The following is a 15235-nucleotide window of genomic DNA, read 5'->3' on the forward strand; positions in this document are numbered from 1 at the left end:
TATCTTCCGGTTGGCGGCAGAGGTGTGCAGATCGGTGGGGCTGATCGGCGGACCGGTGGGCGGCCCCCGGCATGTCTTCGTACGAATGTTCGATGAGCGGGTTATGGTGGAGAGGAGGAACGGGGGACATAAGGTCAGCCGGGGGGCGGATGAGGTGCAGGAGGTGCGGATGCCCGGGTTCACGCATCTGCACACCGCTTCGGGGTTCTCCCTGCGCTACGGCGCCTCCCATCCGGAGCGGCTCGCCGAGCGCGCCGCCGAGCGCGGAATGGACGCCCTCGCACTGACCGACCGGGACGGGCTCTCCGGGGCCGTACGGTTCGCCAAGGCCGCGGCCGAAGCCGGTGTCCGCCCGCTGTTCGGCAGCGAACTCGCCGTGGCGGAGCGCGAGTCGGCGCCCATGCCCACCGCCCGCCGCCGCACCCCGGTGCGCGGCGGCGCCTTCCTCGACGAGTCCGCCGCCCGGGTGGTCTTCCTGGCCCGCGACGGCGCGGCCGGCTGGGCCGCCCTGTGCCGGCTGGTCTCGGCCGCCCACGCCGGGCAGGGGGAGCAGCCCGTCCTCCGGTGGAGCGCCCTGGAATCCGTCACGGACGGACTGACCGTGCTGCTCGGGCCGGACTCCGACGTCGGCCGGGCGCTGGCGGCCGGCCGCCCGGACCGCGCCGCGCGGCTGCTCGCCCCCTGGCGCGAGCTGTACGGCGAGGCGCTGCGCCTGGAGGTCGTCGACCACGGCCGGGCCGGCAGCGGACCCGGCTCCCCACGGCTGGCCGCCCGTGCCCTCGGCTTCGCCGTCGACCAGGGCGTCCGTGCCGTCCTGACCAACGCGGTCCGCTACGCCGACCCCGGTCAGGGTCCGGTCGCCGACGTCCTGGACTCCGCCCGCCGGCTGGTGCCGGTGGACCGGCGCCCCGAGGCCCGGGACAGCGGCGAGCGCTGGCTCAAGGACGGCGCCACGATGAGCCACACCGCCGAGCGGATCGCCGAGGCGGCCGGCTTCCGGCGCGCGCTGGCCCACCGGCTGCTCGCCATGACCGAGGAGACCGCCGGGGAGTGCCTGGTCGACCCACAGGACGACATCGGGCTCGGCCGGATCCACTTCCCCGAGCCCCGGCTGGTCGGCGCGGAGCACCGCACCGCCGCCCGGGTGCTGCGCTCGCGCTGCGCCGCCGGGATGGTGCTGCGCGGCTACGACCGCGACCGGGAGCGCTGGACGCGGCTGCACGACGAACTGCGCACGATCGAACGGCTCGGCTACCCCTCGTACTTCCTGACGGTCGCTCAAGTCGTGGACGACATACGGGAGATGGGCATCCGGGTCGCGGCCCGTGGGTCCGGTGCCGGATCGCTGGTCAACCACCTCCTGGGCATCGCGCACGCCGATCCGGTCGAGCACGGGCTGCTGATGGAGCGCTTCCTGTCCGAGCGGCGGGCGGCGCTGCCGGACATCGACATCGACGTCGAGTCCGCCCGCCGGCTGGAGGTCTACCGCGCGATCTTCGACCGGTTCGGCGCGGAGCGGGTCGCCACCGTCTCGATGCCCGAGACCTATCGCGTACGGCACGCCGTACGGGACGTGGGCGCCGCCCTGGGCATGGACCCGGCGCAGGTGGACCGGCTGGCCAAGGCCTTCCCGCATATCCGCGCCCGGGACGCGCGGGCGGCGCTGGACGAGCTGCCGGAGCTGCGCGGGGTGCGGGCGGCCGGCGGTGAGCGGCTGTGGCCGCTGGTCGAGGCGCTGGACGCACTGCCGCGCGGTATCGCCATGCACCCGTGCGGGGTGCTGCTCTCCGACGCCACGCTGCTGGACCGGACGCCGGTCGTCCCGACCAGCGGCGAGGGCTTCGCCATGTCCCAGTTCGACAAGGAGGACGTGGAGGACCTGGGGCTGCTCAAACTCGATGTGCTGGGCGTGCGGATGCAGTCCGCGATGGCGCACGCGGTCGCCGAGATCGGCCGGGCCGCGGGCCGCCGGCTCGACCTCGACGACCCCGCCCAGGTGCCGCCCGGGGACCCCGCCACCTACGACCTGATCCGCTCGACCGAGACCCTCGGCTGCTTCCAGATCGAGTCGCCGGGCCAGCGTGACCTGGTCGGGCGGCTCCAGCCGGCCACCTTCCACGACCTGGTGGTCGACATCTCGCTGTTCCGTCCGGGGCCGGTCGCCGCCGATATGGTGCGGCCCTTCATCGAGGCCCGGCACGGCCGCAAGACGGTCCGCTATCCGCACCCCGACCTGGAGGAACCGCTGCGCGAGACCTACGGGGTGGTGGTCTTCCACGAGCAGATCATCGAGCTGCTGCGGATCATGACCGGCTGCGCCCGGGACGAGGCGGACGAGAAGCGGCGGGCGCTGTCGCATCCGGAGCTGCAGGGCCGGGTGCGCGCCTGGTTCGCGCAGTGCGCCGAGCGGCGTGGGTACAGCCCCGAGGTGATCGCGCGCACCTGGGAGATCGTCGAGGCCTTCGGCTCGTACGGCTTCTGCAAGGCGCACGCGGTGGCCTTCGCGGTGCCCACCTACCAGTCCGCCTGGCTCAAGGCGCACCATCCGGCGGCTTTCTACGCCGGGCTGCTCACCCATGATCCGGGGATGTATCCCAAGCGGCTGCTGCTCGCGGACGCGCGGCGGCGCGGGGTGCCGGTGCTGCCACTGGATGTGAACCGTTCGGCGGTCGCCCATCGAATCGAACTGGTGTCCGGCACGGGCTCCGGCGGGGACGGTCCGGGGAGCCGCTCCGCGGTCTGGGGGATACGGCTCGCGCTCAGCGATGTGCACGGGATGAGCGAGGCCGAGGCGCGGCGGATCGCGGACGGGCAGCCCTACCGCTCGCTCCAGGACCTGTGGCAGCGGGCCGGGCCGAGCCGTCCGGTGGCCGAACGCCTCGCCCGGGTGGGCGCGTTGGACGCCTTCGGGGCGAACCGGCGGGACCTGCTGCTGTACCTCGCCGAGCTGCACCGCCACGGACGGCGGGCGCCCGGAGGCCAGCTGACGCTGCCCGGCCGGACCCTCGACGGCGCGGAGCCGGTCGATCCGGTCGAGCCGGCCGGGCTGCCCGACCTCAGCGACGTCGAACGGCTCAGCGCCGAGCTGGGCGTCCTCGGCATGGACGCCTCCCGGCATCTGATGGCCGACCACCGGGAGTTCCTCACGGAGCTGGGCGCGCTGCCGGCCCGGCTGCTGCGCAGCGCCCGGCACGGCGAGACGGTGCTGGTCGCCGGGGCCAAGGCGGCCACCCAGACGCCCCCGATCCGCTCCGGCCGCCGGGTCATCTTCACCACCCTGGACGACAGCACGGGGCTGGTCGACTGTGCCTTCTTCGACGACAGCCATGCCGCCTGCGCGCACACGGTCTTCCACTCCTGGCTGCTGCTGGTGCGCGGTACGGTCCAGCGGCGCGGCCCGCGCAGCCTCAGCGTGGTCGGCGCTGCCGCCTGGAACCTCGCCGAGCTGGCCGAACTCCGCCGCGAGGGCGGGCTGGAGGCGGTCGCCGCCCGGCTCGCGGCGGGGCCGGACACGGGGACGGCCGAGGGGGGCACGGCCGAGGCGGACGCCCCGGAGGCCGAGCCGGACGGACCCGTGGCGGAGCCGGGGCAGGGGCCCGGCAAGGAGGCCGGTGAAAAGGCCGGGCCGGACCGGGAGCCCGAGCCGGTCGCCCCGGGCCGCACCATCCGGCTGTCGACCGGCTACGAGCTGCACCCGTGGGCCGACCTCCAGCCGCCCGGCGAACGCGCCGCCACCGGGCGCAAGTTGTGGCACTCCAGCCCGGGGAGCGCGGGATGACCCCCGGGCCGGGGCCGTTCGCCGCGCCGCCCGGTCCCTCCGGTGCCCCGCGGCAGCCGGGCCTGCTCCACGTGCGGTTCCGGACCGCCGACGGCATCCCCGTGAGCGCCGGGTGCTACGAACAACTGCTGGGACTGCTGGGACAGTTCACCCCAGTGGTCGAGGCGCTGCCGCCGGACGCCGCGCTGGCGGATGTGCGCGGTGCGCTGCGCTACTTCGACCGGGACGCGGCGGGCATCGCCGAACTGGTGCGGCTGCGCGCGCTGGCCTGGCACGGCGTACGGTGCACGATCGGGATCGGCGGCAACCCGCTGCTCGCCCGGCTGGCGGCCCAGGGCGCGGCACCCGGGGAGATCCGGACCGTCCCCGACGACGCCGGAACCGTCACCGCGTTCCTCGACCGCCGGCCGGCCTCGGCGCTGCACGGTGTCGGCCCGGCGACCGCGCGCGCCCTGTGTGCGTACGGACTCGACAGTATCGGCCGGATCGCCGCCGCGCCGCCCGCGACCCTGCAGCGGATCCTCGGCGCCCGGACGGGCCGGATCGTGTACGAGCGGGCCCGCGGTATCGACCCGACGCCGGTGACGCCCAACGCCGCGGCCCGCTCGATGGGCGCCGAACACCGCTTCGTCCACGACGAGCTGGACCCGGCCAGGCGCCGCCGGGCGCTGCTCTCGCTCGCCGACGACCTCGGGGCCCGGATGCGTGCGAGCGGGCAGGCGGCCCGCGCGCTCACCCTCACCGTCCGCTACGCCGACCGCTCCACCACGACCCGCACCCGGCGGCTGGACGCGCCGACCGCGCACGGGCCCGCGCTGACCGAGGCGGCCTATGCGCTGCATGCCGCGCTCGGGCTCCAGCGGGCGCGGGTGCGGTCCGTGGCGCTGCGCGCGGAGGACCTGTGCCGCGCCGAACGCGCCGCGCGGCAGCTGACCTTCGACCCCTCCGACGACAAGGCGCACCGTATCGAGGCCGCTGTCGACCGCGCCAGGGCGCGCTTCGGGGCCGCGAGCGTACGGCCCGCGGCGACCCTCGGCGGGGCTGCCGGGACCACCGGGACCGCCGGTGCCGCCCGGACCCCTCCGCCTCCGGGGGCGAAGCCCCGCGGCCCCGGGGCCGACCGTCCTTAGGACCCGTCCCCCGGGCCGGAGCCCCCGGCCTCAGCCGTAGAGCCTCTCCGCATACCGGGGGCCGTAGTGCTGCTCCAGATCCTCCAGGGGTATGTCCTGTGCCTCGACGCCCTTGACGATCCGGGCCCGTGAGGGCACCGCGTCCGGCTGCCAGGTCTCCGGCTTCCACAGCTCCGAGCGCAGGAACGCCTTGGAACAGTGGTAGAAGACCTCCTCGACCTCCACCAGGAGGGCCAGCCGCGGGCGGTTGCCCTTGACGGTCAGCGCGTCGAAGAACGGGGCGTCGCGCAGCAGCCGGGCACGGCCGTTGATGCGCAGGGTGTCACCGCGCCCCGGGAGGAGGTAGTTCAGGCCGACGTGCGGATTGGCGAGGACGTTCATCCAGCCGTCCACGCGCTTGTTGCCGGGGCGGTCCGGGATCACCAGGGTGGTGTCGTCCAGGACGAGGGTGAAGCCCGCGGGGTCGCCCTTGGGGGAGGCGTCGCACCGCCCCTGCGCGTCCGAGGTGGCTATCACGCAGAACGGCGAGCGCGCCAGCCACTGGCGGTCGAGGTCGTGCAGCCGGTGGCGGGTCTTGTTCGCCGCATGGGAGCTGGGCTCACCGGCCAGCTCGCGCAGCTCCGCCGCCGACCCGACCTCCACGATCCCGGTCAGATCCGCCGTCCCGGCCGTTTCCATCGGCGTCTCCTTCAACTTGCTTGCCTGGCCACGTCGTTGCCGACTCTACGGGAGGGGTCTGACATCCGCCCCGGTCGGAACGCGCGGGACGGCACGGGCAGGGAGCGGGACCGAAGGGGAGTCACGCAGGCACACAAATGGGGCGCCGTACCCCGGACGTCCGGTGAGGGTTGTGTGTCGCTTCCTTCACCGTCGCACCGCTGGTCCACTCCGCTTACCCGGCCGTAACTTACTTGCGAGTCAACTGCGTTGGCCCTTGCGATCCGGATCGCGTGAACGGCTCACCGAGCACTTCGGAGTCCCCTCACCCCGCAAGGAGCATCGTATGAAGCTGCGCTGGTCACGAACGCTCACCCTGCTTCCCGCCCTCGCCCTGGCCCTCGGCGCCACCACCGTCCCCGCTGCCGCCGGAACCCCGGCCGGGGATGCCGCGGCCGAACGCACCGCCGTCAGCAGCGGCTGGAACAACTACTCCTGCAAGCCCTCCGCCGCCCATCCGCGGCCGGTGATCCTGGTGCACGGCACCCTCGGCAACTCCGTCGACAACTGGCTCGGCCTCGCGCCCTATCTGGTGGCCCGCGGCTACTGCGTCTTCTCCCTGGACTACGGCCAGTTGTCCGGCGTCCCGTTCTTCCACGGCCTGGGCCCGGTCGACGCGTCCGCCGGGCAGCTCGCCGCGTATGTCGACCGGGTGCTGGCCGCCACCGGCAGTGAGAAGGCCGATCTCGTCGGCCACTCCCAGGGCGGCATGATGGCGCGGGTCTATCTGAAGTTCCACGGCGGCGCGGGCAAGGTGAACACGCTGGTCGGGCTGGCCCCCGACAACCACGGCACCGATCTGAACGGGCTGACCCGTCTGCTCGACCACTTCCCCGGCGCCAAGAAGTACATCAGCGAGCTGACCCCCGGGCTGGCCGACCAGATCGCCGGCTCCGACGTCCTCAACCGCCTCAACGAGGGCGGCGACACGCTCCCCGGTGTGCACTACACCGTGATCGCGACCAAGTGCGACGAGGTCGTCACCCCCTACCGGAGCGCGTTCCTCAACGGCTCCGACGTACGCAATGTGGTGGTTCAGGACATGTGCGCGATCGACCTCTCCGAGCATGTGGCCATCGGGCTCGTCGACCGTGTCGCCTTCCACGAGACGGCCAACGCCCTCGACCCGGCCCACGCCACCCCGACGACCTGCGTGAACTGACCGGAAGCCGGCCCGGCCCGCCGCCGCGGGACCGGGCCGCGCTCCGTACGGGAGGTGCTGGTCAGTCGATGGCCAGCAGGGCGTCGGTGCACCGCTCCGCCAGGTCCTCGGCGTGCGGGGGCAGGGGGGTGCCGCCGCGCAGATGGCGGCGGACCAGCGACAGCGGGAGGTCGACGGCGGCGAGCGTCACCCGGTCGAAGCCCTCACGGCCGTGCAGCCCCAGTGCCCCCGCGAGCGCCGCCAGGGCGGCCCGGACCCGGATGTTCCCCTCCTCCGCGCGGAGCAGATGCGCGTCGGACCAGTCGTCCCGCCCGAACTCCTGGGCCCCGTACAGGAGCAGCGCGGCCTCCGCCGGGTGCGCGCGGCTCCACGCCACGACGTGCCGGGCGGCCGCCCGGCCCCCGGTACGCGGGTCGTCCGACGATTCGAGGGCCTCGAAGTAGCCCTCCTGGAAGCCCTCGACGGTGCGCAGCCACACCTCGGCGAGCAGCGCGGCGCGTCCGGAGAAACGGTGGTAGAGCGAGCCGCTGGGGGCGCCGACCGCCGCCGCGACCGCGGACATGGTGACGCCCGAGGGTCCGGACTCGGCCGCGAGCCGTACGGCGGCGTCGAGCAGCTGGGCGGTCTCGAATCGGGATGGCCTGGCCATGTTCTAGAGGGTACTCTCCACTATATTGGAGAAGCGCCTCTAGAACGGGGCGTGGACCGGGCGAGGGAGGGCGCGATGGGGGTCTACAACGTGCACGAGCGGGTGCTGACGGTGCCCGAAGCCGAGGCCGGCCTGCTGCTCGACGGCCTGTCCGGCGACTCCGACCCGCTCTGGCCGGGCCGCGACTGGCCCCCGATGCGGCTCGACGGCCCGCTGGCATCGGGCGCAGCCGGCGGCCACGGCCCGGTCCGCTACACCGTGGCGGCCCATGTACCGGGCCGGTGGGTGCGCTTCCTCTTCACCGCGCCGCGCGGCTTCCACGGCTTCCACGAATTCACCGTCCACCCGCTCGGCCCGGACCGCACGCTGCTGCGCCACACCCTCGCCATGCACGCCCGCGGCGGGGCCCGGTTCAGCTGGCCGCTGGTCTTCCGGCCGCTCCACGACGCGGTCCTGGAGGACGGCCTGGACCGCGCCGAACGGGCCTGCACGGGCCGCGTCGCCCGGCCCGCCCGCTGGAGCGGCTATGTCCGGCTGCTGCGCCGACTCATCGGGTGACCCGGCGCAGCGTCAGAAAGCCGAGGGCGGCGCAGGCGAGTCCCGCGGGGATCAGCAGCAGCCGCCCGGCGAAGCCCAGCACGGCCGCCGTCAGCAGGGCGCTTGCGAGGCCGCCGCACCACAGGGGAGTGCGGCGGGGCAGCAGCACCAGCGCGGCGGCCAGGCCGGCGAGGGTCACCGCCGCCAGACAGGTGGCGGTGGCCCTCATCAGCAGATCCAGGTCGGCGCCGCCGAACCCCGCCGCCGCGGCCACCAGCACCGCCGCCCCGCCGAGCACCGCCAGTGACCGCCGCGGCACCTCGCCCGGCGCCCCGCCCTTGGCCAGCCCGCGCGGCGCCGCCCCGTCCCGGGCGAGCGCCGCACCGAGCCGGGAGGCCCCGGCCAGATACGAGTTGACCGCGCCGAAGGTCAGGAAGAGGGCGGCCGCGGCGGCCACGGGACGGGCGGCGCCGCCCACGCTCCGTATCAGCAGCTCGGTCAGCGGGGTGTCGGTACGGGCCGCGGCCGGCCCCAGCACACCGATCGTGGTCACCGCGAGGCCCAGGTAGAGCACGGTGATGACACCGAGCGTACGGCGCGTCACCCGCGGCAGATCCCGCGCGGGGTCGGCGAACTCGCCCGACAGATGGCTGGCCGCCTCCCAGCCGGCGAACGCGAAGAACAGCACCCCGGCCGCCGACCCGACCGAGGACCAGCCGCCGGGCAGGAACGGGGCGAAGTGGCCGGCGGTCACCTGCGGCGCGGAGGCCAGCACCGTGCCCAGCAGCACCACCGCCAGCAGCCCGCCGAGCAGCAGCTGCACCCGGCCCGACATCCGCAGACCCACCGCGTTGGAGACCAGCGCCACCGCCACCACGACCCCGGCCACGACGGCCGCGCCGCTGCCGTCCCAGCCGGCCGCGCCGGCCACGTACTTCCCGCCGATCCAGGCCGCCGAGACCACCCCGATCGGCACCGCCCCGTAGAACCACCACCCGACCACGGCCGCCGCCCGCGGCCCGATCGCCCGGTGCACATAGGTGGCCACGCCGCCGCCGTCGGGGAACCGCGCGCCGAGCGCCGCGAAGGAGGCGGCCACCGGTACGCACAGGGCGAGCAGGACCACCCAGGCCAGGATCGAGGCGGGGCCGGCCGCCGCGGCGGCCAGCGACGGCAGCGTCAGGACGCCGGGGCCGAGGACGGCCCCGGCGCACAGCGCGGTACCGCTGCCGACGCCCAGCCGCCGCACATCCGGTCGTTCGGATGTGGCGAGCGATGTTTCTTGTACGGTCACAGTCGCTGAAGGTAACCGTTGGATTGATCAATATGGAGTCTCGCCGAACATAATTCGGTAGCTGCGGCACCATGGGGGTCATGGACGACATTGATTCGGCGATTGTCCGGGAACTGCAGCGCGATGCGCGGCAGACCAACCGCGACCTGGCCCGTCGGCTGAACATCGCGCCCTCCACCTGCCTGGAACGGGTCCGGGCCCTGCGCGCCCGGGGCGTGATCACCGGCTATCGCGCGACGGTGGACCTCCGTGCCCTCAACCGGCCCGTCCAGGCGCTGCTCACGGTCCGTATCCGGCCGATGAACCGCGAGGTCATCGAGCGCTTCAAGGCATTCCTGACGTCGCTGCCCGAGGTGCTCAACGTCTATGTCGTCGCCGGCGGCGACGACTTCCTGGTCCATGTCGCCGTGCCCGACGTCGACCGGCTGCACGCGCTCCTGATGGACCAGGTCTTCAAGCGCCGTGAGGTCGTCGACTGCCGGAGCTCGGTCATCTACCAGCACGTCGCCAACGACATCATCGAGGCACTGCCGCCGCACGGCGCGTAACAGGCGACGCCGCCCCCCCAGGTGCAGAAGGGGGCGGCGTCACTTCCCGGACGGCGAGGTGCCGGGTTCAGCCGCGGTGCCGGGCGGCCCGGCGGCGGGTGGTGGCGAACACGACCCCGGCGCCCAGGGCGAGCACCGCGGCGCCGCTGACGGCGAGCGGGGCGGTGGAGCTGTCGTTACCGGTCTCCGCGAGCCGCTGACCGTCGACCGGCTCGGAATCACCGTTGGTGTGCGGGGCGTTGGCCTTCGCCGCGTCCGCGTGGGCCGGCGCGCCGGCGGACTTCGGCCGGGCGCCGTCCTTGTGGCCGGTGGTGCCGCAGTCGTCGTGGTGACCGGTGCCCACCGACGACTTGGGGGCGCCCTTCTCGATCTGGGCGTCGGTCGGCGCGGAGGCGGCCGGCGCGGGCGCCGCAGGGGACTTGGCGGTGCCGGCCGTCTTACCGAAGGTGACATCGGAGCAGGTGTAGAAGGCCTCGGGGCTGTCCGACCGCTGCCAGACGCTGTAGACCAGGTGGCGCCCGGACCGCGCCGGCACCTTGGCGTCGAAGACGTACTCCCCGTTGACCAGCTTCGGGTCGTTGACCTTCGCGAACGGCTTCGCGTCCAGGTCGGACCACTTCAGCGGCTTCTTCGGGTCGTAGCCGGCCTTGGTGAGGTACAGCTCGAAGTAACCCTTGTGCGGTGCGGTGGCCTTGTAGCGGAAGGTGTGGTTGCCCGCCTTCATCGGGGACGACGGCCAGTCGGCGCGGGGCAGGTCCAGGCCCTTGAACTCGGGGCTGTTGGCGCTGCACAGCTTGCCGTCCGGAATACGGGTCCGGGACTGGCCGCCCGCGCTGCCGTCCCGGACCCCGTTCCAGTCGTAGAACGCCTGGGCTCCGCCGGCCTGTACGGCGGCCTTGCACGCCGCGGACTTCGGACTCTCGGGGCCCTCCGCGTAGCAGGCCGATACCCGGCTGACCGGGTCGGTCATCGAACCGTGTGCGGCGGCCGGGCTCGCGGCGAGCGCGGTGAGCGCGAGCGGGGCGAAACCGACCAGTGCGATCCCGGTGGCCTTGCGACGAGCGGTCATGGTGGGGGTCTCCTTCATCTGGTGCGTCGAGCGGGTGGCGGGGGAGTGGGGGGTCGGGACGCAGCCCGCGACGCCGCCCCCGGTGACCGGCGCCGGCGGTCCGCGACCCGCCTGTGATGAGCACGCTAGCCGCGCTGAACAGCGGTTTTGGGGGCTGAAGGGCGATCCTGGTGATCCTTATGGTCCTGTTAAGGGATGGCTAAGAGGGGGCTCATACAGGCGGGGAGGAAACGGGCATCGGCGTGGGGTGCGTGCCGTTCGTCCGGCGTCGGTACGCCCGGGGGACCTGGGCATCCGGTCGCCGTGTGCCGCTCTCAGGGCATGCCCGCAACGGGAGTTGGGCCCGGTATGAGGTGCCGTCAGGGGGCGTCCGTGCCGGTGGCGGGGGTCGGGCCGCCGGTGTCGTCGAGGTCTTCCAGGACGTCGAGGAGCGCGTCCACGGCGTTGGGCGGTGTGGTCCCGGTGGCCGGCCGGAGCGGCTGCTCGGCCCAGATGATCTTTCCCTGGGCGGTGTAACGGGTGCCCCAGCGCTCGGCGTACCGGGCGATGAGGAACAGCCCCCGGCCGCCCTCGTCGGTGGTCCGCGCATGGCGGAGGTGCGGTGAGGTGCTGCTGCCGTCCGAGACCTCGCAGATCAGGGCCCGCGCCCGGATCATCCGCAAGGCGATCGGCCCGGAGGCGTGCCGGATGGCGTTGGTGACCAGTTCGCTGACGATCAGCTCGGTGGAGAACGCGAGCTCCTCCAGGCCCCACTCCGCCAGCCGCTCGGCGGCGTACCTGCGGGCCCGGCCGACCGCGGACGGATCGGCGGGGATCTCCCAGGCCGCCAGCTGGGACTGCGCCAGCGCCCGGGTGCGGGCCAGCAGCAACGCCACGTCGTCGACCGGCCGTCCGCCCGGCAGACCGCCGATCACGGTGTCGCAGAGGTCCTCCAGCGGGGCCCGCGGATCGGTCAGGGCGCTGCGCAGCCGGCTGATCCCGCCGTCGAGGTCCAGAGCCTTCCCGAGCAGCAGACCGTTGGTGTAGAGAGCCAGCAGGCTGCCCTCCGGCAAAGGCAGTTCGACGGATTCGAAGGGCATCCCGCCCAGCCCCAGCGGCGGTCCGGTCGGCAGTTCCAGCAACTGCCCGTCGCCCGTGGGACCGACGAGCAGCGGCGCGGGGTGACCGGCGCGGGCCAGCGTGCAGCGGCAGCCGACCGGGTCGTAGACCGCGTACAGACAGGTGGCTCCGATGACCCCGTCGTCGGCGTTGGTGTCATGGGCGACCCGGTTGACCATGTCGTCCAGGTGGGCCAGCACCTCCTCCGGCGACAGGTCCAGGTCGGCGAGCGCCTGCACCGCGGCCCGCAGCCGCCCCATGGTGGCCGCGGCATGCACCCCGTGGCCGACGACATCGCCGACCACCAGCGCGACCCGGGCACCGGACAGCGGGATCACATCGAACCAGTCGCCGCCGACCCCGCTGAGGGAATCGGCGGGCAGATAGCGGTAGGCCGCCTCCACCGCGCACTGCTCGGGCAGATCGTGCGGCAGCAGGCTGTGCTGGAGCGTGAGCGCCGCGGTGTGCTCGCGGGTGTACCGGCGGGCGTTGTCGATGGATATCGCGGCGCGGGTGACGAACTCCTCGGCGAGCACCAGGTCGTCGGGCTGGAACGGCCCGGTGTGCTGCCGGCGGGCGAAGGCGGCCGCCCCCAGGAAGACACCACGGGCCCGCAGCGGCACCACCATCAGGGAGTGGAAACCCAGTTCCCGCAGGTGCGCCGCCCGGACCGGGTCGTCGGCCGGCCGGTCGCCGGCGGCGAGGTCCAGCGTCTGGAAGAGCGCGGAATTCCCCGCGACGAGACCCGGCACGACGGGGGCCGACGGGGAATAGGCGGCGGCCTCCCCGACCGCCACCACCGCCTCGGGACAGCCCTCGCGCACCGACTGCTGTCCCGCGCGGCGCATGGTCAGCAGATCCGCGGCGTCGACCGGGCCGGGCGTCGGCTCCTCCCCGGAGAGCAGCGGGTCGAGCAGATCGACGGTGACGAAGTCGGCGAGGTCCGGCACCGCCGCGTCGGCGAGTTCCTGCGCGGTCCGCCAGACGTCCAGGGAACTGCCGATGCGCTCCCCGGCCCGGTTCAGCAGCGTCATCCGCTGCCGCGCCCGATAACTCTCCGTGACGTCGAGGACCATGTAGCAGACACCCAGCACCTGGCCGGCCTCGTCCTCCAGGCGGAAGAACGAGGTGGAGTAGGCGTGCTCCCGCTCCGGATCGGACTGCGGGCGCCCCAGGTACTCGTAGCCCACCGAGGGGGTGCCGGTGCTCAGCACCTTGCGCATCTCCGCCTCGATGGCCTCAACGGCGAGGCCCGGCTGGATCTCCCCCAGCCGCTTCCCGAGGCGCTGCTCGCGGCTGGTGCCGCCCATCCGCTCCAGGGCGTCGTTCAGCCACACGAACTGCAGATCGGGGTTCACCATGGCCACGCCGATCGGCGACATGCCCAAGATGCCCTCCAGGAACGACCGGCTCGCTCCCGACCAGGGCGTCCGGGTCATCTCTGCGGCCAGGACGAGACGTCCGGAGGGCTCCCGGGCGTCCCTCAGCGGCAGCACGCGGAACTCCAGATCGAGCCGGTGGCCGTCCTTGTGCCGTACGGCCTCCAGCCCGCTCCAGCCGTCCGCCGACGCCAGCCGGGACTCCCAGCGGTCGTCCTGCTGAGCCCCGGGGGCCACTCCCGTGAACAGCTCCGCCAGGGGCCTGCCGACGGCCTCGGACACCGCATAGCCGAGCAGCCGCTCGGCGCCCTTCGTCCAGCCCCGCGCCACCCCCGCGCGATCGGCCATCACCACGGCCGTCCGCGTGAGGTCGAAGACGCCGTCCCCGGAGAGACGGCCGCTCTGGGAGGCACACATATGACCGGTCCAATGCCGGTCCCACCGTGCGACGGACGCTCTCTCACCGCGGCGCCGTCGCACACGACCGGCCTTTCCACGGTAACCCCTCACCCTGGCCGGGCGCTCTCTCCGGCGCCCGCCGCCGGGCCCGCGCAGCACGCCCCGAAAGCCGCGTCCGCCGCGATTGTCAGTGGGTGCTGCCACCCTCGACACATGAGCACCGACGCCTCCGCCGACCCGTCCCGTCATCCCGCGCCCGAAGCCCTCAACCCCCCTGTCGGCCAGGGGGAATCACCGCTGCCGGCCGCCGACGCCGCCTACTGGGAAGCGGCCGCCGCATCCTTCGACGAGGAGCCCGACCACGGTCTGCGTGACCCCGCGGTCCGGGCCGCCTGGGCCGCCCGGCTGCGCTCCTGGCTTCCGCCCGCGCCCGCCGCCGTCCTCGACCTGGGATGCGGCACGGGAAGCCTCTCCCTGCTCGCCGCCGAGCAGGGCCATCGCGTCCTGGGCGTCGACCGCTCGGCCGGCATGATCGAGCGGGCCCGCGGCAAGCTCGCGGGCCATGACGCCGCGTTCCTGGTCGGGGACGCCGCCGAACCCCCGGTGGGGGAGCGGCGGTTCGATGTCGTCCTGGTGCGCCATGTCCTGTGGGCCCTGCCCGATCCCGCGGCCGTGCTGCGGCACTGGGCCGCTCTGCTCCGCCCGGGCGGCCGGCTGGTGCTGGTGGAGGGCCGCTGGGGCGAGGTCGACCCGATCGGCATTCGCGCCGCCGAACTCACCGCGCTCGTGGGGCCCTTGGCGGCGCGTACGCACGTGGAGAGCCTGGTGCACGAGCCGGCGCTCTGGGGCAAGGAGGTGACCGACGAACGGTACGTACTGACCGCCGACCTCCCCCGCCGGCACACCGAAGTCGTCGACGTCCACCTGGTGTTGCGCCGCGGCGACGAGGTGCTGCTCGCCCGCCGGGCCGGCACGGGCTACGCGGACGGACTGCTGAATGTCCCCTCGGGGCATGCCGAGGACGGTGAGGACGTCAGGGCGGCGATGATCCGGGAGGCCGCGGAGGAGACCGGGCTGCGGCTGGCGCCCGGGGACCTGCGGGTCGCGCTGGTGATGCAGCACTGCGCCCCGCCCCCGGCGCGGCCCCGGATCGGCTGGTTCTTCGAGGCGGAGTACGGCGCGGGCGGCGAACCCTCCAACCGCGAACCGGACAAGTGCGCGGAGCTGGCGTGGTTCCCGCTGGACGCGCTGCCGGACGACATGGTCGCCTGCTCCCGCGCCGGTCTGGACGGGCTGCGGGCGGGCCACCGCTTCCTGCTCCACTGGCAGCGGTCCGGCGACGCCGTCGCCCATGACCCGTCGTGTCCCGGCCGCGCGGTCGTCCTCGACGGCCCCGGGCCGACGGGATGAGGCGGCAAGCGGGGGTGGCGCCCCGCCCACCCCCGTCCTCGTGTCCGTTTGCCGCCTCTTTCCCG

At 74.0% G+C, this 15235-nt stretch carries 11 protein-coding genes; 6 read left to right on the top strand and 5 right to left on the bottom strand.

Translation table 11 applies throughout. The features are described 5' to 3' along the window. Positions 1-169: 169 nt before the first annotated feature. Positions 170-3778 carry a DNA polymerase III subunit alpha gene (locus ACFW5B_RS28170; protein ID WP_386445350.1) on the top strand — a complete coding sequence of 1203 codons (3609 nt, stop codon included), beginning with the start codon at positions 170-172 and terminating at the stop codon, positions 3776-3778. Beyond that, positions 3775-4908, top strand: a complete 1134-nt coding sequence (locus ACFW5B_RS28175) for a hypothetical protein (RefSeq protein WP_386445353.1) — start codon at positions 3775-3777, stop codon at positions 4906-4908. The genes ACFW5B_RS28170 and ACFW5B_RS28175 overlap by 4 nt, the downstream gene beginning before the upstream one ends. 30 nt (positions 4909-4938) lie before the next feature. On the opposite strand, the gene ACFW5B_RS28180 is transcribed toward ACFW5B_RS28175, so the two are convergent. Continuing rightward, positions 4939-5586: a pyridoxamine 5'-phosphate oxidase family protein gene (locus ACFW5B_RS28180; protein ID WP_386445356.1), complete on the bottom strand. Its 648-nt coding sequence runs from the start codon at positions 5584-5586 to the stop codon at positions 4939-4941. A 325-nt stretch (positions 5587-5911) separates the two neighbouring features. Between ACFW5B_RS28180 and ACFW5B_RS28185 the strand changes: the two genes are divergently transcribed. Continuing rightward, positions 5912-6787, top strand: coding sequence for an esterase/lipase family protein (locus ACFW5B_RS28185; protein ID WP_386445359.1), 876 nt, complete (start codon positions 5912-5914; stop codon positions 6785-6787). Between the two features lie 61 nt (positions 6788-6848). Here the strand turns inward: ACFW5B_RS28185 and ACFW5B_RS28190 are convergent, their stop codons facing one another. After that, complete coding sequence (locus ACFW5B_RS28190; protein WP_386445362.1) at positions 6849-7436, bottom strand: TetR/AcrR family transcriptional regulator; 588 nt, start codon at positions 7434-7436, stop codon at positions 6849-6851. A gap of 75 nt (positions 7437-7511) precedes the next feature. Here ACFW5B_RS28190 and ACFW5B_RS28195 point away from each other — a divergent pair, with 75 nt between their 5' ends. Then, entirely contained in the window at positions 7512-7994 is a 483-nt protein-coding gene (locus tag ACFW5B_RS28195) for an SRPBCC family protein (RefSeq protein WP_386445365.1), read from the top strand. On the opposite strand, the gene ACFW5B_RS28200 is transcribed toward ACFW5B_RS28195, so the two are convergent. Then, positions 7984-9267, bottom strand: a complete 1284-nt coding sequence (locus ACFW5B_RS28200; protein ID WP_386445368.1) for an APC family permease — start codon at positions 9265-9267, stop codon at positions 7984-7986. The genes ACFW5B_RS28195 and ACFW5B_RS28200 overlap by 11 nt on opposite strands. An 80-nt stretch (positions 9268-9347) precedes the next feature. On the opposite strand from ACFW5B_RS28200, the gene ACFW5B_RS28205 reads away from it, so the two are divergent. Then, positions 9348-9815 carry an Lrp/AsnC family transcriptional regulator gene (locus ACFW5B_RS28205; RefSeq protein ID WP_386445371.1) on the top strand — a complete coding sequence of 156 codons (468 nt, stop codon included), beginning with the start codon at positions 9348-9350 and terminating at the stop codon, positions 9813-9815. A 67-nt stretch (positions 9816-9882) separates the two neighbouring features. Here ACFW5B_RS28205 and ACFW5B_RS28210 read toward each other — a convergent pair whose 3' ends face one another. Both ACFW5B_RS28210 and ACFW5B_RS28215 read right to left on the bottom strand, forming a co-directional pair. Then, entirely contained in the window at positions 9883-10884 is a 1002-nt protein-coding gene (locus ACFW5B_RS28210) for a lytic polysaccharide monooxygenase (protein ID WP_386445374.1), read from the bottom strand. Positions 10885-11243: 359 nt separating this feature from the next. Continuing rightward, on the bottom strand, positions 11244-13778 hold the full coding sequence (locus tag ACFW5B_RS28215; RefSeq protein ID WP_386445377.1) for a SpoIIE family protein phosphatase: 2535 nt from the start codon (positions 13776-13778) through the stop codon (positions 11244-11246). Positions 13779-13973: 195 nt separating this feature from the next. Between ACFW5B_RS28215 and ACFW5B_RS28220 the strand changes: the two genes are divergently transcribed. After that, entirely contained in the window at positions 13974-15170 is a 1197-nt protein-coding gene (locus ACFW5B_RS28220) for a methyltransferase domain-containing protein (protein WP_386445380.1), read from the top strand. The last annotated feature ends 65 nt before the right edge of the window (positions 15171-15235 follow it).

This window comes from Streptomyces sp. NPDC058773 (genome assembly GCF_042746015.1).
Classification (GTDB): Bacteria; Actinomycetota; Actinomycetes; order Streptomycetales; family Streptomycetaceae; genus Streptomyces.

Coding starts and splice junctions, on each gene's coding strand:
- ACFW5B_RS28215 (WP_386445377.1), bottom strand. CDS start 13,778: ATGTGTGCCTCCCAGAGCGGCCGTCTCTCCGGGGACGGCGTCTTCGAC.
- ACFW5B_RS28220 (WP_386445380.1), top strand. CDS start 13,974: ATGAGCACCGACGCCTCCGCCGACCCGTCCCGTCATCCCGCGCCCGAA.
- ACFW5B_RS28180 (WP_386445356.1), bottom strand. CDS start 5,586: ATGGAAACGGCCGGGACGGCGGATCTGACCGGGATCGTGGAGGTCGGG.
- ACFW5B_RS28195 (WP_386445365.1), top strand. CDS start 7,512: ATGGGGGTCTACAACGTGCACGAGCGGGTGCTGACGGTGCCCGAAGCC.
- ACFW5B_RS28210 (WP_386445374.1), bottom strand. CDS start 10,884: ATGACCGCTCGTCGCAAGGCCACCGGGATCGCACTGGTCGGTTTCGCC.
- ACFW5B_RS28205 (WP_386445371.1), top strand. CDS start 9,348: ATGGACGACATTGATTCGGCGATTGTCCGGGAACTGCAGCGCGATGCG.
- ACFW5B_RS28185 (WP_386445359.1), top strand. CDS start 5,912: ATGAAGCTGCGCTGGTCACGAACGCTCACCCTGCTTCCCGCCCTCGCC.
- ACFW5B_RS28190 (WP_386445362.1), bottom strand. CDS start 7,436: ATGGCCAGGCCATCCCGATTCGAGACCGCCCAGCTGCTCGACGCCGCC.
- ACFW5B_RS28170 (WP_386445350.1), top strand. CDS start 170: ATGCCCGGGTTCACGCATCTGCACACCGCTTCGGGGTTCTCCCTGCGC.
- ACFW5B_RS28175 (WP_386445353.1), top strand. CDS start 3,775: ATGACCCCCGGGCCGGGGCCGTTCGCCGCGCCGCCCGGTCCCTCCGGT.